Origin of the sequence: Streptococcus sp. WB01_FAA12 (assembly GCF_012843315.1) — a bacterium.
Lineage (GTDB): Bacteria > Bacillota > Bacilli > Lactobacillales > Streptococcaceae > Streptococcus.
On record NZ_JABAEX010000001.1, the window covers coordinates 562,468 to 583,612 of the forward strand.

Below are 21,145 nucleotides of genomic sequence, written 5' to 3' on the forward strand. Positions count from 1 at the left end.
TCCTATCTAGTCTTGATGACATCACCAGGGTTGGCAAACCAAGTTCCTGATGACATATGAGAAGGATTCAGAGCTTCTAGCTGGGCAATGGAAATCCCTGCACGCTGAGCGAGAGCTGCTTCTCCTTCTCCAGGTTGCACAGTAAGCGTTCCTTCTCCATCTGTGTGTTCTTCAGAACTACTTTCTGAAGGAGTTGATTCTTTCGTTTCTTGAGCTTTACTAGTAGAGGAAGAAGATTCTTCCACTTTAGAGGTTGACGATGGAGCTGAAGAATCATAAAAATCCTTCAAAGCTGCCGTGCGGTTACTTCCTCCAGTAGAAAGGTAAATCAATACGACAACCATCGCTACAACGATTACAAAGAAGAGGCTAGCTAGAATGGTCAAGACACGATTGGCAACAACGCCTTTCCCTTTTTGTTTACGGCGTCGACGCTCTGATCTTGTTTCTTCCTCATTGTTTTCGTAAATATCTTCTTGCCACGGTTCTTTTTCCATACCTTACTCCTTGTTTTTTTTGCATTTTCTTATTACAATATAAATATGAAAGTCACACTTATACCCGAACGGTGCATCGCCTGCGGGCTTTGCCAGACCTATTCTGAACTCTTTGATTACCATGATAATGGAATCGTTCGCTTTTACGATGATCCAGTTGAATTGCAAAGAGAAATCGCTGAGACCAGCGATGTTCTGGAGGCCATCAAAAATTGTCCTACACGTGCACTTCTAAAAGATCCGTCATAGTTTAAAAGGGAGATTGATATTGTAGATTCTTTTTATCACTTTAATCCCTTCATCTACTAGTTTAGCATATTTCTAGGTAAAATTATAGTCTTTTCTGGTTATTTTTCCCTTCGAAAATAGAAAGATCACTTTTTTCTTTGATGAGGTAGAGTGGTCTTTTTTTGGTCTCTAAATAAATCTTACTGATATACTTGCCCAGAATCCCAATGGTCAGGAGTTGAATCCCTCCAAGAAAGAGAATGACAGCCATCAGAGAGGTCCAGCCAGATGTGGGATTCCCCAAGATAAGGGTCCGAAACACCACAAAAACAGTCATCATAAAAGAAATTAAACAAGATAGGAGTCCCGCTACAAAGGCTATACTCAAGGGAAGATCTGAAAAGTTGAGAATCCCTTCAATCGAGTAGAAAAAGAGCTGTCTAAAACTCCAACTGGTCTTGCCTGCCTGTCGTTCAACGTTTGGATAATCAAGATAGTGCGTTTTAAAGCCCACCCAGGCAAAGAGTCCCTTAGAAAAACGATTGGATTCAGTCAGGGTTAAAATAGCATCTACCACAGACCTTCTCATCATCCGAAAATCACGGACACCTGAGGGCAGAGCCACTGGACTGATTTTTTGCATGAGGCGGTAAAAGATGTCAGCGCAGAAACTGCGGAAAAAGGGTTCACCCTCCCGACTGGTTCTCCGTGTCCCAACACAGTCCAATTCTGCATTCTGGTCTAGTAAGGCTTTCATCTCAAGTAGCATACTAGGAGGATCCTGGAGGTCTGCATCCATCACGACCACCAAGTCTCCAGTTGCATGCTGCAAGCCTGCATACAGAGCCGCTTCTTTCCCAAAATTTCTCGAGAAAGAGATATAATGTACCGCAGGATTTTGTACCCGATAGGCCTTCAAAAACTCCAAAGTGCCATCGCTTGAACCATCATCCACAAAGACATACTCAATCTCTGCTCCCAATTCTGGAAGCAGTGCTTCAACAGACTGATAAAAAAGAGGAAGTACTTCCTCTTCGTTTAGACATGGGACAATGATTGAAATCATCATCTTAGTCTTCAAATCCATTTGGATGCTTGCTTTGCCAACGCCAGGCGTCTTCACACATTTGGGTGATGTCGAGTTCCGCTTCCCAACCGAGTTCTGCTTTAGCTTTTGCTGGGTCTGAGTAGCAGGCAGCGATATCACCTGGGCGACGTTCTACGATGCGGTAAGGAATAGGACGTCCCACTGCTTTTTCCATGTTTTGGATAATTTCAAGAACTGAGTAACCTTTACCAGTTCCAAGGTTATAAATATTAAGACCTGAACCTTTTTGGAGTTTTTTCAAAGCTGCAACGTGACCTTTGGCTAGGTCTACGACGTGGATATAGTCACGAACACCTGTTCCGTCCTCAGTTTCATAGTCATCTCCGAAAACTTGCACTTGCTCTAGTTTGCCAACGGCTACTTGTGCAACATAAGGTAAGAGGTTGTTTGGAATGCCGTTTGGATTTTCTCCTAGGTCTCCACTTTCATGAGCACCGATTGGGTTAAAGTAACGAAGCAAGACCACATTCCATTCTGAGTCTGCCTTGTAAATATCGGTTAGAATTTCCTCTAGCATGAGCTTGGTACGACCGTATGGATTGGTCACTGAAAGTGGGAAATCTTCCAAGATCGGAACTGTATGAGGATCTCCGTAAACTGTCGCAGAAGAACTGAAGATGATGTTCTTACAGTTGTTTTCTTCCATAGCTTTCAAGAGGCTTACTGTACCAGCGATATTGTTGTCATAGTAGGCAAGAGGAATACGTGTTGATTCACCAACAGCCTTCAAACCAGCAAAGTGAATAACACCAGTCGGCTCTTCCTGCTTGAAAATATCTCTGAGGGTATCTGTGTCACGGATATCTGCCTCATAGAAAGGAATCTCAACTCCTGTAATTTTTTCAACAACTTCTAAACTTTTACGGTTGCTGTTGACAAGATTATCCACCACAACAACTTGATGACCTGCTTGGATTAACTCAATAACAGTGTGGGTTCCAATAAAACCAGCTCCACCAGTTACCAAAATCTTTTCTTGCATCTTTTTTCCTCGATTCTCAGATTATTTTTTCTTATTTTACCATTTTTGATAGGAAATGTCATTTGCCATCCTAGAGGGGAGACTAAAATTTCAGTAAAATTTTATTCACTTTTTACTCGTTTGACATAGTTTGCAATTGGATAGTTTACTGGATCTAAGATCAACCCCTTGTCTTGGACCAATTGGGCTAGATGGTAGCCAATGATAGGACCCGTTGTGAGACCTGATGACCCTAGTCCACTAGCCACATAGACACCTGATAATCCTGGCACCTGTCCAAAAAAAGGTGAGAAATCACTGGTGTAGGCACGGATTCCCACACGCTCAGCTCTTGAAGTCGCTTTAGCCAAGGCTGGGTAGTGAGGCAAGGCCGTTTCCTCCATTTGTTGGAGCAAGGTTTCATTCACTGTCAAGTCAAATCCCATGTCATTTTCATGAGTAGCTCCTAGGGACAATTTCCCGCCTGCAAAAGGAATTAAATCCCACTCTCCTTCTGGCATGACAACAGGGTAAGATTCTAGGTCTTGAGAAATCTGATAGTCTCGGAGTTGTCCCTTTTGGGGACGAACATCTACCTCATAACCTAAAGGTTCCAAAATATCCCCCAACCAAGCTCCCGTAGCCAAAATAACCTGATCAAATACATCTTCGCCAATCTGGTAACCTGATGCTAAAGGTGTCAGACTCACTTTTTCTTTGACCAGCTTGACCTGACTGGCTTCTAGTAGACGATTCACTAAGAGCTTGCCATCCACCCGTGCCCCACCAGAAGCATAGAGCAGACGGTCAAATCCCTGCAAATCAGGGAATAATTCATTTGCAGACGCTTGGTCCAGAATAGCTAACTGGCCTATCAAGGAAGATTCTTCCCTGCGCTGAAGGGCTAGTTCATAGAGCTCTTCCAACTTGGATTCATCCTTTTTCAGGAGAAAAACTCCCGAACGCTGGTAAAAGTCAATTTCCTTACCAGACTTTTCTAAATCAGCCAACAAATCCACATAAAAGTCAGCCCCCAAGCGTGCCATCTTGTACCAGGCTTTATTTCGACGTTTGGAAAACCAAGGACTGATAATTCCTGCTGCTGCCTTGGTAGCCTGACCTTGTCCATGGTCAAAAACGGTCACCTCTAAATCTGCTTCTTTGGAGAGGTAGTAGGCAGCAGTTGCCCCTACAATCCCTGCTCCAATAATGGCAACTTTTTTCATTGTTTTCTCTTTCTAACTAGATATGGTGGAAAGGATTGGTCGATGCCTGACTAGGCAAGATATCAATAGCCCAGCCCTTTTCTACCTTCCATTGAGTAAGGAGTTCAGCGATTTTTTCCACAAAAAGCACTTCGATATAATGTCCTGGATCCAATGCCAGCAAGCCATCAGACAACATATCCTGAGCTGTGTGGTAATAGATATCGCCAGTGATGTAGACATCTGCCCCCTTTGCCAAAGCATCCTTATAGAAAGATTGACCGCTACCACCACAGATGGCCACTCTTGAAATAGGCTTCTGCAAATCACTCTCTTGATAATGCACCATTCGAAGGCTATCTAGACCAAAGACTTGCTTGACATGTTGGGCAAATTCCCCAAATGTCTGAGGCTGTATATTCCCAATACGACCAATTCCACGTTCTAGGCCTGTTTCCTGCAGATAAGTCGTCTCCTCGATTCCTAGCATCTGACAGAACCAGTCATTGAGACCATTTTCAACAATGTCAATATTGGTATGGCTGACATAAACTGCAATGTCATGCTTGATCAGGTCGATGTAAATCTGATTTTGCGGACGGTTGGCAACCAAGTCCTTGATGGGACGGAAAATAGGCGCGTGCTTGACGATAATCAAGTCCACACCCTTTTCAATGGCCTCTGCCACCGTCTCTTCACGCATATCGAGGGCAACCATGACCCTTTGGATATCCTTGTCTAGAGTACCGATTTGCAGGCCACGACTGTCACCCTCCATTGAAAATTCCTGTGGGCAAAAGCCTTCATAAGCTTGTATTACTTCACTTGCTAGCATGGAGCACCTCCTTGATGGCTTGAATTTTATCTACTAGAACTTGACGTTCCTCCAAATTTTTTTCTGGGATTTGACTGAGGGCAAACTCTAGCTTATCCGCTTCTTTTTGCCATTTTTGGATAAAGACTGGACTGACTTCTTTGGACAAGAAGGGGCCAAAGCGAACATCACTAGCTAATAGATTCATTTGTCCAGCTTCCACCACTAGAATTTCATAAAACTTGCCAGCTTCTTCTAGGATGCTTTCTGCTACAATCTGGAAACCGTGCTCTTGTAACCAGATGCGCAAGTCGTCTTCACGATTATTGGGCTGGAGGATTAAACGTTCTACACTCGCAAGTTTATCCAATCCTTCTTCTAATATGGTCGCAATCAAACGCCCTCCCATACCAGCAATGGTGATGACCGACACTTGGTCTGCCTCTTCAAAGGCTGCCAAGCCATTGGCTAAACGGACTTGAATTTTCTCCTTTAGACCGTGAGCCTCAACATTTTTAACCGCAGACTGGTAGGGACCTTCCACCACTTCCCCTGCAATAGCACTTTTGATTCGTCCTCTTTCAACCAAGTCGATTGGCAGATAAGCATGGTCACTCCCCACATCTAGTAAAATGGCCCCCCGTGGCACAAAGGAAGCCACCAATTCTAATCTCTTTGAAATCATCTTCTCTCACTTTCCAAAACTCTATTACCTTTTATTATACCATATTTCAGCTAGCAATCTTGCACCTAAAAAGACCGCAATTCACAGATTGCAGTCTTTCTTTATTTTCTAGCTTGATAACGACTGGTTAAGATAAATATCACAGTAAAGACAGCCATCATGACAAGGTAAACAGGGAATGTTTGTACTGTAAGTGTCGAAATTTCAAGCAGTTTCTGGATTCTTGGGAAAAGAGCTGTAGCCAGGAAGCCTCCTACTGACCAAACAATCAAGAGAACACGCCAGAGGGTAAATGGCATGCAGGCTCTAAATACGGATAAGAAACCGATAGACCCAAGGAGATAATAGAGGAGAGTTGAGATTTCTAACTCAGACCAACCTTGACTCGCTCCAAATATTTTCACAAAGAGAACGCTGAACACAACCATAAGTGCACTTGGTAGGGCACGAAGCATGGATCTTCTGAGGAAGTTTGGCTCAACAGGTTTGATATTTCGCTCAAAAGTTAGAACAAATGGTGGGAAACCTTCCACGAACTGGTCAATCATGGTAATCTGGATCGGAATGAAAGGGAAAATCAAGATCCATTCAGACCGTCCCAGAAGAACACTGGCGATACAGATGACTGCGAGCAAGAAGGAATAGATGGTCTTTATCAAGAAAATCGGAGCGATGTGGGCAATGTTATTGACCACGCGACGACCTTCAAAGAGAATCTCAGGAACATCATTAAAGTCTGAGTTCAAGAGAACCAAATTGGCAATTTGACGCGTCGCTGGATCTCCCTCAGCCATCACGATAGAACAATCCGCCTCACGAAGGGCCAGGATATCATTGACTCCGTCCCCTGTCATTGCTGTTGTATGCCCTGCTTTTTTCAGCGTTTGGATGATGAGTTTCTTTTGATGAGGGGAAACCCGTCCGAAAATGGCTGTTTCCTCAGCCTTGGCCATCAATTCCTCATCCGTGATTTTTGAGCAATCAACATAGCTTTGATAGTCTGCAAAGCCAGCTTTCTGGGCAATGCTGGATACAGTGACAGGATTGTCCCCAGAGATAATCTTGAGTCCCACTTCCTGGGAACGGAGGTAGTCTAGTGTCTCAGCTGCTCCTTCTCGAATGGGGTCCAAAATCTCCAGCAAGGCTAGAGCCTGAATATCAGATGGTTTCTGTGGTTTGTGATGATCTAGTTTTTCCTGACTGAGAGCCAAGACCAAGACACGTGATCCTCTCTCCAAGGCCTCTCTAGCTTCAGGGACTTCATTTTCCAGCAACATCTCAGGTGCACCTAAGAAAATCGTTCCCAAACCTTCCAACTCCATAGCTCCCCACTTGCGGTCGCTGGAGAAAGGAAGATTAGAAAGCATAGGGTAGGCAACCTCTCCTTGGAAACGCTGGCGAATGGCTTGGGCTGTTGGATTTTTATCCTCACTATGGGCCATATAGCTGGTCAGAATGCTGGCAATAGTCTCTTCACCATACGTTTCCGTCAAAGGAAGAACCGCCTCCACCTGCATCTTTCCTTGAGTGATAGTTCCCGTCTTGTCCAGACAGAGCATATCCACGCGCGCCAAGGTCTCAACAGAGTACATCTCCTGAACCAAGACCTTTTTCAAGCCCAGCTTGATCACCGCAGTCAAGAGTGAAGTAATGGTCAAAAGGGCAATTCCCTTAGGCAACATTCCCAAAAGGGCTGTCGAAGAATTTACAACAGATGACTTGAGAGGCAAGCCTTTTAAAATCAAGGCTTCTAGCAAGAGAGCCAGACCAAAGGGAATGATAATCTTCCCAGTAAAACCTGCTAGCTTGTCCAGCGATTTCATGATACGAGAGTTGATCGGTTTAACGGTCTTGGCTTCCAGCATGAGTTTGGAAGCATAGTTTTCTGCCCCGACATGATGGACACGAGCCAAAACTGACCCACTGGCTAAGAAACTTCCAGACAAAAGCAAGGCTTCAACTTCCTTTTGCACCAAATCACTCTCACCCGTCAACATAGCTTCATTGACTTCCGCAAAGCCTTCCAGAACCAGAGCATCACTAGGAATCTGTTCTCCCGCAGACAAACGAATGACATCTCCTAGAACCAATTCTTCTGGATTGATGGCAATTTCCTGACCATCACGGATGGTTTTGACCTTTTCCTTGGTCATGAGATTGAGCTTGTCCACCATGTGTTTGGCCCGTAGCTCGGTCACAATTCCAGAAAAAGCGTTAAAGCAGATAACAGCAAAGAAGACCAAATTGCTCCAAGCCTGCACAAAAGCTAGCGCCAAAGCAATGGCAAAGTTTAACGCGTTAAAAAGTGTAAAAACATTTCGTTTAATGATTTGCCAAGTACTGGTACTGGCCGATGCGGTAAAGTCATTGACCAAACCTTGAGCCTGTCTTTCCTTGACTTCTCTTTGGGTTAATCCCATTATCATATTTTTATCCATAAATTCTATCATATCATTTTTTTTAAAAGAATTCTAATCCCATCTAAAACTGTTGGCTGATAACTGAAAAAGTTTGCCAGCAGTCTTTTGATAAGGTATAATAATAACAGCAATACAATCGAAGGAGATCTCATGTTTTATACTTATTTGCGTGGACTAGTCATGCTGATCTTGTGGTCCATCAATGGCAATGCCCACTATCACAATACTGATAAAATCCCTAGTCAAGATGAAAACTATATCCTCGTCGCACCTCATCGTACCTGGTGGGATCCTGTTTACATGGCCTTTGCAACCAAGCCAAAACAGTTCATCTTTATGGCCAAAAAAGAACTGTTTAACAACCGCATCTTTGGCTGGTGGATCCGTATGTGTGGCGCCTTTCCTATTGACCGAGAAAAACCTAGCGCTTCTGCTATCAAATACCCTATCAATGTCCTCAAAAAAAGTGACCGCTCTCTCATCATGTTCCCAAGTGGAAGCCGTCACTCAAATGATGTCAAGGGGGGCGTAGCCTTGATTGCCAAAATGGCCAAGGTCCGTATCATGCCGGTCACCTACACCGGTCCCATGACCTTGAAGGGATTGGTCAGCCGTGAACGTGTGGATATGAACTTTGGAAATCCTATCGATATCTCAGACATCAAGAAAATGAATGATGAAGGGATTGAAATGGTTGCAGACCGTATCCAAGCAGAATTCCAACGTTTAGACCAAGAAACTAAGCAGTGGCACAATGATAAAAAACCAAATCCACTCTGGTGGTTTGTCCGTATCCCTGCCCTCTTCCTTGCAGTGATTGTTGGTATCCTAACGATTATCTTTACCTTCATCGCAAGCTTTATCTGGAATCCAGATAAGAAGAGAGAGTCTCTTGGTTAAAAAATACAATTATCCCTTGGCTTTTACCAAGGGATATTTCTTTTATGCAATTTCCCATTTTTGGGCCAACCAGCTGGAAAAGACTAGAAATCGTTCAGCCACTTGCTCATGATGCCCATAGGGATCAAAGACAAACTGACTAGTCGGATAACGTTTCTGAAGACTAGTATGGATCTGCTCAGCATAGACTGGTGCTTGAGCCAAGCGATTGGTATGATGGGCTCCTTCTGTTTGACCATTCTGTAAATACAGCAAACAATCTAGATTTCTCACATTTTCATCCTTGCAATAAGTCGTAAAATCAGGATACCAAAAGGAGCCACAGATAGAGAAGATACAGGAGACCTTGTCAAAATGGAAAAGACTGTATACTGCTGTCAAACCACCTAGTGAGTAACCTCCATAGGCAAAGCGATTTTTGTCCAGACGATAAAGCGACTGCAACTTGTCTAAAAGACCTCCAAATAAATGACCATGATAGGCGTTTGCCTGACCACCAAAATCTGGAGCCCCCTCTCTCAGAGCAAATGCCTTCCATGGAGTGTAGTCATCTAGGCGATTTTTAGAGGTCAAACCCACTAAAATCACAGATTCTGAAAGGGAGGATAGGAAATCCAAGTTTCCATCATTCAAGAGAATAACTGGATAGGTTTGATTGGGATCATAGGTCGAAGGAAGGCTGATCTTGACTTGGATCCCTTCCCAATCAAACTCATTATTTATTGATAAAGTCATTGATTTTCTCAAGGGAATCAATCACTGCTGGACCATAGTCCATCAACTCATCGTAAGAAATGGTCATGATTTTTTGATTCTTAATTGCAGGAACGTTTTCCAAAACTTCATTTGCCTTCATCAACTCTACTGCGTTGGCATCCAATTTTTTATTGCGGTCGCTGGTTACATAGATAATCAATTCAGGATCCATTGACACGAGATTTTCCAAGGTCAAGCCTGATGTTCCCGTTGCGACATTGGTATAACCAAGTTGATTTAGTAGGCTTTCTTGCAAAGCAGACTTGTAAGCACCAAAGGTTTCATCGTTATAAGCAACCATAATCAAAGCTTTTTTCTTTTCACCTTGGCTTGTTGGGTTTGCTTTCTTAACAGCGTCAATTTTAGCTTGTAACTGGGCTGCGTATTCATTAGCCTTGTCCTGAACATTGAAAATCATTCCAAGATTTTTAACGTCTTCTACAATATTTCCCAAATCTTGCTGAATCGTTGAGAGAGAAGCTTTTTGTGTATAGACTGGGATTTTATTTTCATTCCAAGTGCTAACTGTCCCCAAGGATTTTTCAGAAAACATCATGTTTCGACCCATCACAGCATCTGGCTCATAAGAAAGGACTGTCTCTTGTGAGACTGTTTTTTTATCTCCGATTTGAGGAATAGTCGCAATTGCGTCCTTGTATTTACCTGTTACGGCATTATCAGGGTTGAGCATGCCAGCAATTTTATCCTTCAACCCTAACTCCAATAAGATTTCAGTGGTTGACAGATTGTTGGTGATAACTTTTTCAGGGGCCTTTTCAAAAACTTGTTCTACTTCATTTCCCTTAGCATCATAGGTTTTGACCGTTAGTGGATAAGTCGTCTCTGTGCTCGCCTTTTGACTTGTTTCTGTGCTAGATTGTGTGGTTGCTTTTTCTGTAGTAGTATTGCCACAAGCTGCCATCGTTAATGTTGCTACTGTTACGAGTAAAATGCTTAGTGTTTTTTTCATTTTGTTTTCCTTTTCATTCTTATAAATAGTGAATCATGGCTTGCTGATCCTCGGTCCAAGTAACCTGACTTTGAACTCCGTATACAGTTTGCAATGACTCAGGGGTAATAGTCTCCTTTGGAGTCCCTTGGTAAAGGATTTCCCCCTCTTTCATCAGATAGAGATAATCCGAATAGCGACAAGCAAGTTGAATATCATGTAGGACAGCTAAAACATTGACCTTGAGATTCTTCACAATGGCCAACAAGTCTAGCTGATACTTAATATCCAGGTGATTGGTTGGTTCGTCTAGGAGCAAGAGAGTCGGTTCTTGCGCCAAGGCGCGGGCTAATAAGACTCGTTGTTTCTCCCCCCCTGACAGAGACGAATAGAGACGAGTTTTCTTCTCAAGCATATCCACCTTGACGAGAGCATCTTGAACGTGGGCATAATCTCTTTCCTTTTCCTTCTGTAAAAAAGAGAGGTGGGGAGTTCTTCCCAGCAAGACGATTTCCTCAACTGTACAATCAAACTGCAATTGATTAAACTGGGTTACAACTGCCATTTGCTTGGCTGTTTCTTTGAGTGACCAATGCTCCAGTGGCTTTCCATCTAGGCTTATCAAGCCTTTGTCCGCCTTTTCCTGACGATAGAGGAGTTTAAGCAGACTGGTTTTTCCACTTCCATTTGGTCCTAGTATCGTGTGAAATTGATGCCCTTCAACCTTAAGAGAAACTCCTTTTAAGATTTTTTTCTCTCCTAGTCCAAAGTGGACATCCTGACAAATCAAGTCCATATCAGGCCCTCACCTCCCTTCGCCTACCTCCAACAATGTAGATAAAGAAGGGAGCACCTACTAAGGCTGTGAAAATACCAATAGGCAACTCAGCATTTGGAATGATGATACGGGAGAGTACATCTGCCCAGATGACAAAGAGGGCACCCAGCAAGGTCGCAACAGGAAAAAGCCTCCTGTAATTCGTTCCTACTAACCCTCGAGCTAAGTGAGGAGTAATCAGTCCAACAAAGCCAATAATCCCACAGGTTGCCACTAAGACTGCTGTCAGCACAGCCACCATTGTCACATAAAGATACCAATAAAAGCGTAAGGGAATTCCCAAAGTTAAAGCAGCCTCATCTCCCATCATCATCGCATTGAAAACACGATACTGAGTAGAGAAAAATAGAAAGGCCATTCCAACTACTATAGTTGGCAGGACTAAGTCAGACCATGTAGTTCCGGCAAGCGAGCCCATGGTCCAAAACTTAATGGTCATCACACTGTCAGCATTAGCGCCAACTGAGATAATAAAGTTGGAAAAAGCCAGAAAAAGAGCATTGACCACCGTTCCTGATAAGATCAGACTAGAAGTCGTCATCCTTCCCTGCATAGAGGCAATGATGAGGACAGCAATTGTTGCCAAAATAGCTCCAAGAAAAGCTCCAAGGCTAATCATCACTTTTAAACCAAGAATGATGCTTAAGGTTGCTCCTAGAGTTGCACCTGCAGAGATTCCTAAGATATAGGGCTCAGCGATGGGGTTGTTCACCGTGGACTGCATCACGCTACCACACATAGAAAGACCAGCCCCTACTATCAAGCCTAACAATACTCTGGGGACTCTCATGTTCCATACAATGGCAAGAGTAGACTTGGAAACCTCTCCTATCTCAAGAGGAAAACCCAACCTGCTCAAAATAATTCGATAGGTATCTCCTAGATCAATTGCAACGGATCCCATAGAAACAGCCAGAAAGAGCGAAATCCCTAAAACAGCTAGCAAAATACCCAAAAACAACACAAATTGCAGGTCCCTTCGGCTTCCAGAAAATTTGGAAAGCATGCAAACCTCCTTTGATAGAATCTTAAAAATTTAGAAAATTCTCATAAAAAGTATACCATATTTCTATTAGATGAACAAGGATAGAGACAAATATAGAAAAAGCCCTTTGAAATCAGAGAGCCAATTTGAGCTCGGGCTAAAATCCATACAAAAGAAAAAAGCTACCCAATTTAGAGTAGCTTCATTATCAAGATATGCTCAATTGAACACGGCCTAAGCAAGCGGATAAAAACAAAAAGCCCTCTGAAATCAGAGAGCTTTATTCTTGCTGGATAAAACGTTTATAGACTAGGCGACAAGCCGAAGATTGTACTGATGGTACATCGAGGCGAAGGCAACGAAGTATAGAAACGTTTTAGACGCAAGATTAACGACGAAGTCCTAGAGAGTTGATTAACTCACGGTAACGGTTAACGTCGTTTTTACGCAAGTATGCAAGCAAGTTACGACGGCGACCGATTTTCTTCATCAATCCACGGTAAGTAGCGTGGTCTTTTTTGTGTTGTTTGATGTGTTCGTTAAGGTGGTTGATTTCCCAAGTAAGGACAGCAACTTGAACCTCTACTGAACCTGTATCACCTTCGTGACGTGCATATTGTGCGATGATTTCATTTTTTTTCTCTTTTGAGATTGCCATGATGTTTCTCCTTTTTATTTGGCTTCATCCGAGTGACAGGTTGGCATGCCTGCAACCAAGAAGAAGTTATTTGTCTTTACGACAGTTCTTATTCTACCAAGAAGCAGGGACTTTGTCAACTGATTTACTGTTTAAAACCGTGAATTACTCTACTGATTTCAGGGCTTCGAGCATATCTACTTTTCTCAAGTGGTGATTGACAAAGACGCCCAGTAAAGCCAAAATCACAGTCACTGCGACGATTGGAAGAGCATAGACTTCCCAGCTGACCTGAGGATAAAAGAGTATGGTGGCTGGTGAAATCATTTGAATCAAAAATTGATGCAAATAGTGGCCAGCTACCAAACCGAGAGCAATCCCCACAAGGGACAGCACCATAGTCTCACGGTAGATATAGAGGGTCACTTCTTTATTGTGGAAACCGAGAACCTTGATAGTGGAAAGTTCACGGATACGTTCTGCCACATTGATATTGGTGAGATTGTAGAGAATGACAATGGCTAGTAAAACGGAAACAAGGACAAGGATTGCCATGGTTTTATTGAGCGAGCTAGCCACAGATTCAAAGAGATGGATGGCTGTCGCATTTTGGACGACCCCAGAAACAGCAGCTTTTCCCATGAAAGTAGCTGCTTCTTTCTCCGTATTGGAAGGTGTTGGATCTTTTAATTTTACTAGGTAGGTATTGTCTTGTGGACTGGTGCCGTAGACTTGTTCGTAAGTTTCTCGGTTGAGATAAACAAAGTGTCCAACATAGTTTTCAGAAATAGCCGCGACCCTGATTTCCTTCCCATCAAGCTCCAACTTATCCCCAACCGTAACACCTGCTAGTTGAGCTAGTTTTTGACTCACAACCGCTCCATCAGTGATCTGCACCTCTCGCCCATTTTCCTCTAATGTGATAAAGGGCTTGAAGTCTTCTCTACTTGTGACTATTATGGTGATAGTCTGAAGTCCTACTTTTCCTTTAAAATCTTTTTCAATGGATTTTGAGTAAATCTTTTGGTAAGTATGGATAGATTCAGCTTGCAAGGCACTTTCTAGATCTGCTTTTTCTTGCTCCGTCACACTTCTCTTTTCCGCTACAATCATCTGGTATTGCTGGATTTGTTCAAATTGACGCTCCACAACTCCTCCCACAGAAGACTGAATGCCAAGTCCTGCAAATAGGAGAGCAACCGAACCCGCAACTCCAAAAATGGTCATCAACATTCGTTGCTTATAACGGAAAATATTTCGCGCCGTAACCTTATGAGTAAAACTCAGACGTCTCCAAATAAAGCTCAAACGCTCCATCAAAATCTTTGATCCTTTAACGGGAGGTTTGGGAAGCAAAAGTTGAGCTGTTTCATCGTGTAATTCCCTCCGCGCCACCAGATAAGCGGGCAAGACACTGGATACCCAACTTAAGGCTAGGGCAAGGAGGCTATAAGACCAATAGAAATACTCGTGACTTTTCCCAACGACCATCCCAGCTGTTATAACATCCGAAATCACGCCTGCAAGGAGATAATGTCCAAGAAGCGTTCCTAAAATGGTTCCCACAGTTCCTGCAAGAAAACCATAGAGGACAAACTTGGCAACAATATCTTGATTTCGGTAACCTAGAGCCTTAAAAATACCGGCATTGGTACGCTCTTCATCCACAAAGCGAGTCATAGTTGTAAAGGTCACCATTGCAGCGACCATATAAAGTACCACGGGGAAGATATTCCCGACAGAACGAATGCTTGCTGAAGCGTTACTGTACATGAGATAGCCTTGACCACCTGGCATGGTTTGACGGTTGTAAACATGGTAAGTCGGCTCTGCCAGTTCATCAAGCTCTTTCTGACGCTGTTTTAGCTTCTCTTTTTCCTTAGTTAGATCACTCTCTGTCTGAGCCAGTTTTTCTTTTTTAGCCGTCAGTTCTTCCTTAGCTTTTGTCAATTGCTCCTTGGCTTGACTCTTTTGAGGCTCTGGCAAAGCGGTAGCTTGTTCTTCTTGCATTTTCAAGCGAATTTCAGCCTGCTCTAACTGACTCTTGCCATTTTGAAGGTTACCTTCTGCTGTTTGGAGCTGCTCTTTCCCATCTTCCAAGCTCTTTTGTCCATTTGATTTGATGCTGGTCAATCGTTTTTGACCATTATCAGCTAGCAAGTCTTGCAAGTCTTCCTGATGTTGATCTCGTTTGCTCCTATAGTCTGATGAAAAAGCATCCAGATTTTTTAGATCATCATAGCGCACACGCGCAATACTATAAACATCTGAATCAAACTGGCTGGGTAAAATCACTCCATAGCCAGCCAAGCTTCCATTTCCACTGCTAGCACTCCCTAAGTCTTTTTGAGAAAGCATCTCACCCGACTGAACAAATCCAGTAATGGTGAAAGATTGGGATTTTAGGACGGACTTTTCTTCTTTCTTGCTAAAGGTGATAGTCTGCCCAATCTGATAGCGGTCTTTCCAGAAATCAGCCAAGGCAATTTCCTCATCAGCTTCTGGCAGTCGACCTTCTGTCACTTGGAAGGTTGAAATACCCTCTGGCTTGGAATAAAGTCGAACCGCATCTTCGCTATGTTCAACTGTTAGGTCTGCCATATAGCCAAACTCAACATTTGCTCCTTGAAGGGTCTTTAGTTCTTCCTGGTCTTCTTTATCCAAACCATAATCAGCTATCACTGCCAGATCCAAGGTATTGGCTTTACGGAGATACTCTTCTGCCGTACGTTCCATGTTTGGACTGGCCACTTTGAGGCCAACTAGAGCTAAAGAACCCAGCATCATCAAGGTCAAGATAGAAACAAAGCGTCCTTTTGAAGTCGTCACTGACTGGAGCAAGTCTTTTCGGTATGTTTTTTTCATGCTAATACTCCAATGTATCGATATCCTGCGGATGCTCATTGATCGTCATACTCTTAACCGTGGCATCGCGCATGTGAATCACCCGATCTGCAATAGGGGCTAGCGCGCCATTGTGGGTCACGATAATCACCGTCGCTCCTTTTTGACGAGACATGTCTTGGAGAATCTTCAAGACTTGCTTCCCCGTCTGATAATCCAAGGCACCTGTCGGTTCATCACAAAGGAGAATTTTAGGATTCTTGGCTACTGCGCGTGCGATGGAAACTCGTTGTTGCTCCCCTCCAGAAAGCTGGGCTGGAAAGTTATTGAGCCGATGAGCCAGACCTACGTCTTTGAGCACTTGCTCTGGATCCAAGGCATCTGTCACGATTTCTGAGGCCAACTCCACGTTTTCCTTGGCTGTCAGATTGGAGACTAGATTGTAAAACTGAAAAACAAAGCCCACATCTTCACGACGATAGTTTGTTCGTTGGTGCGAACTATAGTTGGCAATATTGGCACCATCAATCCAAATCTCCCCCTCATCATTGGTATCCATACCTCCTAAAAGATTGAGAACGGTTGATTTTCCAGCACCTGAAGCACCAAGTATGATAACCAGCTCCCCCTTTTCAATTTCAAAATTCACATCACGATTAGCCACAATCTCCGTATCCCCAACCTGGTAACGCTTGTAGCTGTGTTTCATTTCAATATAAGCCATCGTCCTTCTCTCTTTCTTACAATTAAGTCACTCTTTACTATCATTATAACGCTTTTTCAACTAGTTGGAAACTGGAAGCAAAAACAAAAAAGCCTAGTAATCTAGGCTTTCTGTTTATAGATTATTTTCCAAGGTAATATTCTTTTACGACATTCAATTTTTCGTCAAATTCGAATACCAATGGTGGGAAGTTAGGGATTTCCACATCCATGATTTCGTCGTCTGACAAGCGTTTGATGTGTTTTACAAGGGCACGGATTGAGTTACCGTGAGCTCCTACGAATACGTTTTTACCATCTTTAAGTGCTGGAGCGATTTTGTCTTCCCAGAATGGAAGGGCACGTTCCAAAGTCACTTTCAAGTTTTCAGCATCTGGGATAACTGAGTCGTCAAGTGAAGCGTAACGACGGTCAGTGTGAGCTGAGTGCTCATCATCACGATCCATGTTTGGAGGCAATACATCGTATGAACGACGCCAGATGTGAACTTGCTCATCACCAAATTGTTCAGCAGCTTCAGCCTTGTTTTTACCAGTCAAACCACCGTAGTGACGTTCGTTCAAGCGCCATGATTTTTCAACTGGAACCCACAATTGGTCAGCAGCTTCAAGAGCCAAGTTTGTTGTTTTGATCGCACGTTTCAATACTGAAGTGTAAGCTTGGTCAAATTCGATACCAGCTTCTTTGATCAATTTACCAGCGTCAATCGCTTGTTGTGTTCCTTTTTCAGACAAATCAACATCAGCCCAACCAGTGAAAAGGTTAGCTTTGTTCCATTCAGACTCACCGTGGCGAGCAAAAACCAATTTTACCATTAGATGGATTCTCCTTTTATTTTTCGAGGTTGTCCTCGTTTATCTATTCCATTTTACACAATTTTTCACAAAAAAGCTAGTGAAAATCAACGAAAAAGAGAAGAGCTTCTCAGCCTTCTCTTTATTATATTATCATAATTGTTCTCAACAGAAAATGAAGCAGTCTCTCCTAAATAATTAAAAAACTACTACTCTTCAATTACAAATTTTTTCAATGTTCCAAAGTAGAGTGAACCACCAATAATGGTTAGAATTCCACCTACCCATCCCAAAAGTGGAATCAAACCGACCGCACCACCTACAATGAGCAAAACAGAAGGTGCATTCGTAACACGTTCATCATCTTTATAATAAACTATAGCCACAATTCCCAATACTAAAACAGCAATTTTAACCAATGACAAAATAATTGAGAGCCCTGTCAATGTTCCAAGTGTTACATCTGCGTCTTCAGTCGCTGCAGCAGCTCCAACAGCCATCATAAACATGATGACTGGCGCTAAAAGTAATACAATTCCTGAAATAAGACCCAAAATAGCATTGACACGAGCAAGTGTATTTGTTTTCATAATAATCTCCTTAAAATTTTTATAGGTATTATTCAATCATAATTTATCTAAAAATTAAACAATCTTATAAAATTTTATAATAAATATTGATTCTCAAAAAATAATTTTAAGTTCTATAGTCTCTTTATAATTAGTAGAAATATAAAATTATGAGAAAACTGAATAGTTGATTAGGTTAATTATCTACACGGACAGGCTAGAAAGAACTTCATTTGAGGAAATGGACTAGTAAATTTTCCCATGATAAAACGCATAATATCAAAGCACTTGAACTCTTGATATTATGCGTTTTTATGATTTTAGCGACCTTTCTCAGTCTCTTTCTGATTATTTCGTTTCAAATCCTTCTGCGACTGCATCTGCAAAGTTTTCTTCTACGATGCTTGCACAGTGGTCACAGATAACTGCATGGTAACTGCGTTCAGCAGTAGTTGGATCGATACGACGGCAACGGTCACATACTTCACCTGCAGCGCGTTCAACAGTGAAGGCTACATCTTCGAAGCTAACAGCGTCTTCTGGGGCTGCACCTTCTGCGATGGTCAATTCTGACACGATCAAAAGCTGAGCTACATTGCTATCCACTGCTCCAAGCAGAGTTTTCACCACTTCATTTGGATAAACTGTCAAGTGAGCTTCGAGTGATTTACCGATTACTTTTGCATTACGAGCTTCTTCCAAGGCTTTTTGAGCTTGTCCACGGAAGTCCATGAAGGCTGCCCATGTATCCAAGATTTCTTCTTGGTTGGCACAGGTTTGAGCTTCTGGTAGTTCTGATAATTGAACGAAGTCTTCAGCTTCAAATTCAAGATATGACCAGATTTCTTCCGCAGTGTGAGGAAGGATTGGTGTCAAGAGTTTTGTGATTTTCACAAGAATGTCATAAAAGACAGTTTGCATTTGACGGCGTTCGAGTGATTTTGCACCTTCAATGTAGACAACATCTTTGGCAAAGTCAAGGTAGAAGGCTGACAAGTCGACGTTGATAAAGTTCACCAAGGCCTTGTAGATTGTCAAGAATGCAAAGTCAGCGTAAGCATCACGAATGGTCTTAACAAGCTGGTTAAAGCGAATGGTCATGTACTTGTCAACAGAACGAAGCTCATCGTAAGCCACTGCGTCTTGAGCTGGGTTAAAGTCAGATGTATTGGCAATCAAGAAGCGAAGAGTGTTACGGATCTTACGGTAAGTTTCAGAGACTTGGCTCAAGATATCCATAGAGATACGCACGTCGTTGCTTGAGTCAACACTTGTTACCCAGAGACGCAAGATTTCCGCACCAAATTGTTTTTCAACATCACTTGGAGCAATGGTATTTCCAAGAGATTTAGACATCTTCTCACCTTTACCATCAAGCGCAAATCCTTGTGACAAGATTTGTTTGTAAGGAGCAACGCCATGGTTAGCAACAGATGTGATAAGTGATGAGTTGAACCAACCACGGTACTGGTCAGAACCTTCAAGGTAAAGGTCTGCTGGATATTTGAGTTCTGGACGGTTGACCACTACTCCATTCCATGATGAACCTGAGTCAAACCATACGTCCATGATATCTGTTTCTTTCTTGAACTCGCCATTTGGTGAACCTGGATGAGTAAATCCTTCTGGTAAGAGGTCCTTAGCATCACGTTCCCACCAGATGATAGAACCGTGTTCCTCAAAGAGTTGAGCTACATGTTCAATAGTCTCAGCAGTCATGATTGGCGTTCCGTCTTCAGCATAGAAGATAGGAAGGGGAACTCCCCAAGCACGTTGACGAGAGATAACCCAGTCGCCACGGTCACGAATCATATTGTAAAGACGAACTTTACCCCATTCTGAGTGGAACTTCACTTTTTCAATTTCATCCAAGATTTCTTGGCGGAATTTAGATACAGAAGCAAACCACTGTGGCACCGCACGCCAGATGATTGGTTTTTTCGTACGCCAGTCAAATGGGTATGAGTGGGAGATTTCTTCTTGAGCAAGGAGCAAATCACCCAGTTTTTCGATAACAGTTGGTACCACCTTGTCATAGAATTGACCTTCAAAGTCAGAGCCAGCATTGGCCATCATAATACCGCGTTCGTTAACTGTTACAGCAACTTCAAGACCGTTGGCAACACCGACATTGTAGTCGTCCTCACCAAAACCAGGGGCTGTATGGACGATACCAGTACCAGAGTCAGTGGTAACGTGGTCACCAAGGATCACCAACTCATCTACAGCCGTATCCCATGGGTGAGCTGTCACGATTTGGTTCAATTCTTGACCACGGTAGGTCGCCAAGACTTGAACATCAGCCCAGCCAAATTTCTCAGACAGACTAGTCAACAATTCTGAAGCAACCACAAACTTACGATCTTCACCAGCTGGTTGAACGACCACGTAATCAATATCAGCTCCAACAGTCAAACCACGAGAAGCAGTGATGGTGAATGGAGTTGTTGTCCAAACAACAATATACGTATCTGTATCTAACACACCTTTTCCATCTTTGACGCGGTTAGCATAGTAAAGGGAAGTTGAAACCAAGTCATGGTATTCAATTTCAGCTTCTGCAAGGGCTGACTCAGATGACCATGACCAGTAAACTGGCTTGGCACCACGGTAGATATAACCTTTGTTTGCCATTTCACCAAAGACACGGATTTGAGCCGCTTCATAGTCTGGAGTCAAAGTCACATAAGGATTTTCCCAGTCACCAGAAACACCTAAACGTTTAAAGTCTTCGCGTTGTTTATCTACTTGAGAAAGAGCATAATCACGGCAAAGTTTCAAGTACTCAACCAAGTCCATTTCTTTGCGTTTGACACCTTGTTTTGCCAAAACTTGCTCGATTGGCAGACCATGTGTATCCCAACCTGGAATATAAGGCGCATAAAAGCCTGACATGGATTTTGAACGAACAATAATATCTTTAGAAATCTTGTTCATGGCGTGCCCAACGTGGATATTTCCGTTGGCATAGGGAGGTCCATCATGCAAGGTGAAATGAGGTTTTCCTTGGTTCAATTCTTGACGACGTTGGTAAAGTTTCGCTTCGTCCCACTCTTTTTGCCATAGTGGTTCTTTAGTAGGAAGTCCAGCACGCATTGGAAATTCAGTTTTTCCAAGATTTAGGGTATCTTTGAGTTTCATTATATCTCCTTTATTATATAGACAAATTAAAAACCACGAATCGCTAAAAAGGACGAAAATCGTGGTACCACCTTTGTTCGGAAAAAGACTT

Annotated in this window: 19 protein-coding genes; 2 read left to right on the forward strand and 17 right to left on the reverse strand. The window is 42.8% G+C overall.

Annotation, left to right across the window (positions count from 1 at the left end):
* Nucleotides 1-2: 2 nt before the first annotated feature.
* A complete protein-coding gene (locus HF881_RS02825) occupies nucleotides 3-497 on the reverse strand; it encodes an SAG1386/EF1546 family surface-associated protein (RefSeq protein WP_169446349.1) in 495 nt (164 codons plus the stop codon).
* A 45-nt stretch (nucleotides 498-542) separates the two neighbouring features.
* Here HF881_RS02825 and HF881_RS02830 point away from each other — a divergent pair, with 45 nt between their 5' ends.
* Nucleotides 543-746, forward strand: a complete 204-nt coding sequence (locus tag HF881_RS02830) for a ferredoxin (RefSeq protein ID WP_002874767.1) — start codon at nucleotides 543-545, stop codon at nucleotides 744-746.
* 82 nt (nucleotides 747-828) lie between these two features.
* Here the strand turns inward: HF881_RS02830 and HF881_RS02835 are convergent, their stop codons facing one another.
* From HF881_RS02835 to HF881_RS02860, 6 genes are all read right to left on the reverse strand, one after another.
* Entirely contained in the window at nucleotides 829-1,812 is a 984-nt protein-coding gene (locus HF881_RS02835; protein ID WP_169446351.1) for a glycosyltransferase family 2 protein, read from the reverse strand.
* A complete protein-coding gene (gene galE / locus HF881_RS02840; protein WP_169446352.1) occupies nucleotides 1,796-2,815 on the reverse strand; it encodes a UDP-glucose 4-epimerase GalE in 1,020 nt (339 codons plus the stop codon). The genes HF881_RS02835 and galE overlap by 17 nt, the downstream gene beginning before the upstream one ends.
* A 101-nt stretch (nucleotides 2,816-2,916) precedes the next feature.
* Complete coding sequence (locus tag HF881_RS02845) at nucleotides 2,917-4,020, reverse strand: FAD-dependent oxidoreductase (protein WP_169446354.1); 1,104 nt, start codon at nucleotides 4,018-4,020, stop codon at nucleotides 2,917-2,919.
* A gap of 16 nt (nucleotides 4,021-4,036) precedes the next feature.
* Nucleotides 4,037-4,834, reverse strand: coding sequence for a Nif3-like dinuclear metal center hexameric protein (locus HF881_RS02850; RefSeq protein WP_169446356.1), 798 nt, complete (start codon nucleotides 4,832-4,834; stop codon nucleotides 4,037-4,039).
* The gene (locus HF881_RS02855) at nucleotides 4,821-5,498 is read right to left on the reverse strand and encodes a tRNA (adenine(22)-N(1))-methyltransferase TrmK (protein WP_169446358.1); all 678 of its coding nucleotides are present in this window, start codon (nucleotides 5,496-5,498) and stop codon (nucleotides 4,821-4,823) included. The genes HF881_RS02850 and HF881_RS02855 overlap by 14 nt, the downstream gene beginning before the upstream one ends.
* Before the next feature lie 101 nt (nucleotides 5,499-5,599).
* Nucleotides 5,600-7,936 carry a cation-translocating P-type ATPase gene (locus HF881_RS02860; protein ID WP_169446360.1) on the reverse strand — a complete coding sequence of 779 codons (2,337 nt, stop codon included), beginning with the start codon at nucleotides 7,934-7,936 and terminating at the stop codon, nucleotides 5,600-5,602.
* Nucleotides 7,937-8,068: 132 nt separating this feature from the next.
* Here HF881_RS02860 and HF881_RS02865 point away from each other — a divergent pair, with 132 nt between their 5' ends.
* Nucleotides 8,069-8,818: a 1-acyl-sn-glycerol-3-phosphate acyltransferase gene (locus HF881_RS02865; protein WP_169446361.1), complete on the forward strand. Its 750-nt coding sequence runs from the start codon at nucleotides 8,069-8,071 to the stop codon at nucleotides 8,816-8,818.
* A 42-nt stretch (nucleotides 8,819-8,860) separates the two neighbouring features.
* Here HF881_RS02865 and HF881_RS02870 read toward each other — a convergent pair whose 3' ends face one another.
* The 10 genes from HF881_RS02870 to ileS all read right to left on the reverse strand — a co-directional run bounded on the left by HF881_RS02870 (nucleotide 8,861) and on the right by ileS (nucleotide 21,054).
* Nucleotides 8,861-9,553, reverse strand: a complete 693-nt coding sequence (locus HF881_RS02870; protein WP_169446363.1) for an alpha/beta hydrolase-fold protein — start codon at nucleotides 9,551-9,553, stop codon at nucleotides 8,861-8,863.
* Nucleotides 9,534-10,544, reverse strand: a complete 1,011-nt coding sequence (locus tag HF881_RS02875; RefSeq protein WP_169446364.1) for an ABC transporter substrate-binding protein — start codon at nucleotides 10,542-10,544, stop codon at nucleotides 9,534-9,536. The genes HF881_RS02870 and HF881_RS02875 overlap by 20 nt, the downstream gene beginning before the upstream one ends.
* Nucleotides 10,545-10,563: 19 nt before the next feature.
* Nucleotides 10,564-11,319, reverse strand: coding sequence for an ABC transporter ATP-binding protein (locus HF881_RS02880; RefSeq protein WP_169446366.1), 756 nt, complete (start codon nucleotides 11,317-11,319; stop codon nucleotides 10,564-10,566).
* Between the two features lies 1 nt (nucleotide 11,320).
* Nucleotides 11,321-12,367 (reverse strand): iron ABC transporter permease, encoded by a 1,047-nt coding sequence (locus HF881_RS02885; RefSeq protein WP_169446368.1) that lies wholly within the window; start codon nucleotides 12,365-12,367, stop codon nucleotides 11,321-11,323.
* Nucleotides 12,368-12,734: 367 nt separating this feature from the next.
* Nucleotides 12,735-13,004 carry a 30S ribosomal protein S15 gene (rpsO, locus tag HF881_RS02890; RefSeq protein WP_001018251.1) on the reverse strand — a complete coding sequence of 90 codons (270 nt, stop codon included), beginning with the start codon at nucleotides 13,002-13,004 and terminating at the stop codon, nucleotides 12,735-12,737.
* 144 nt (nucleotides 13,005-13,148) lie between these two features.
* Complete coding sequence (locus HF881_RS02895; RefSeq protein ID WP_206283160.1) at nucleotides 13,149-15,848, reverse strand: ABC transporter permease; 2,700 nt, start codon at nucleotides 15,846-15,848, stop codon at nucleotides 13,149-13,151.
* Between the two features lies 1 nt (nucleotide 15,849).
* Nucleotides 15,850-16,551 (reverse strand): ABC transporter ATP-binding protein, encoded by a 702-nt coding sequence (locus tag HF881_RS02900; protein ID WP_169446370.1) that lies wholly within the window; start codon nucleotides 16,549-16,551, stop codon nucleotides 15,850-15,852.
* 121 nt (nucleotides 16,552-16,672) lie between these two features.
* Nucleotides 16,673-17,365: a phosphoglycerate mutase gene (locus HF881_RS02905; RefSeq protein WP_169446372.1), complete on the reverse strand. Its 693-nt coding sequence runs from the start codon at nucleotides 17,363-17,365 to the stop codon at nucleotides 16,673-16,675.
* 188 nt (nucleotides 17,366-17,553) lie between these two features.
* On the reverse strand, nucleotides 17,554-17,934 hold the full coding sequence (locus tag HF881_RS02910; protein WP_169446374.1) for a hypothetical protein: 381 nt from the start codon (nucleotides 17,932-17,934) through the stop codon (nucleotides 17,554-17,556).
* Nucleotides 17,935-18,261: 327 nt separating this feature from the next.
* Nucleotides 18,262-21,054, reverse strand: coding sequence for an isoleucine--tRNA ligase (gene ileS / locus HF881_RS02915; RefSeq protein WP_169446375.1), 2,793 nt, complete (start codon nucleotides 21,052-21,054; stop codon nucleotides 18,262-18,264).
* Between the last annotated feature and the right edge of the window lie 91 nt (nucleotides 21,055-21,145).

Excerpts from the sequence above, each read along its gene's own strand:
- HF881_RS02855 (WP_169446358.1), bottom strand. The coding sequence starts at position 5,498 with ATGATTTCAAAGAGATTAGAATTGGTGGCTTCCTTTGTGCCACGGGGG.
- HF881_RS02870 (WP_169446363.1), bottom strand. The coding sequence starts at position 9,553 with ATGACTTTATCAATAAATAATGAGTTTGATTGGGAAGGGATCCAAGTC.
- HF881_RS02860 (WP_169446360.1), bottom strand. The coding sequence starts at position 7,936 with ATGGATAAAAATATGATAATGGGATTAACCCAAAGAGAAGTCAAGGAA.
- HF881_RS02830 (WP_002874767.1), top strand. The coding sequence starts at position 543 with ATGAAAGTCACACTTATACCCGAACGGTGCATCGCCTGCGGGCTTTGC.
- HF881_RS02895 (WP_206283160.1), bottom strand. The coding sequence starts at position 15,848 with ATGAAAAAAACATACCGAAAAGACTTGCTCCAGTCAGTGACGACTTCA.
- HF881_RS02850 (WP_169446356.1), bottom strand. The coding sequence starts at position 4,834 with ATGCTAGCAAGTGAAGTAATACAAGCTTATGAAGGCTTTTGCCCACAG.
- HF881_RS02875 (WP_169446364.1), bottom strand. The coding sequence starts at position 10,544 with ATGAAAAAAACACTAAGCATTTTACTCGTAACAGTAGCAACATTAACG.
- HF881_RS02825 (WP_169446349.1), bottom strand. The coding sequence starts at position 497 with ATGGAAAAAGAACCGTGGCAAGAAGATATTTACGAAAACAATGAGGAA.
- HF881_RS02845 (WP_169446354.1), bottom strand. The coding sequence starts at position 4,020 with ATGAAAAAAGTTGCCATTATTGGAGCAGGGATTGTAGGGGCAACTGCT.
- galE (WP_169446352.1), bottom strand. The coding sequence starts at position 2,815 with ATGCAAGAAAAGATTTTGGTAACTGGTGGAGCTGGTTTTATTGGAACC.
- HF881_RS02900 (WP_169446370.1), bottom strand. The coding sequence starts at position 16,551 with ATGGCTTATATTGAAATGAAACACAGCTACAAGCGTTACCAGGTTGGG.
- HF881_RS02910 (WP_169446374.1), bottom strand. The coding sequence starts at position 17,934 with ATGAAAACAAATACACTTGCTCGTGTCAATGCTATTTTGGGTCTTATT.
- HF881_RS02885 (WP_169446368.1), bottom strand. The coding sequence starts at position 12,367 with ATGCTTTCCAAATTTTCTGGAAGCCGAAGGGACCTGCAATTTGTGTTG.
- HF881_RS02880 (WP_169446366.1), bottom strand. The coding sequence starts at position 11,319 with ATGGACTTGATTTGTCAGGATGTCCACTTTGGACTAGGAGAGAAAAAA.
- rpsO (WP_001018251.1), bottom strand. The coding sequence starts at position 13,004 with ATGGCAATCTCAAAAGAGAAAAAAAATGAAATCATCGCACAATATGCA.
- HF881_RS02905 (WP_169446372.1), bottom strand. The coding sequence starts at position 17,365 with ATGGTAAAATTGGTTTTTGCTCGCCACGGTGAGTCTGAATGGAACAAA.
- HF881_RS02835 (WP_169446351.1), bottom strand. The coding sequence starts at position 1,812 with ATGGATTTGAAGACTAAGATGATGATTTCAATCATTGTCCCATGTCTA.
- HF881_RS02865 (WP_169446361.1), top strand. The coding sequence starts at position 8,069 with ATGTTTTATACTTATTTGCGTGGACTAGTCATGCTGATCTTGTGGTCC.
- ileS (WP_169446375.1), bottom strand. The coding sequence starts at position 21,054 with ATGAAACTCAAAGATACCCTAAATCTTGGAAAAACTGAATTTCCAATG.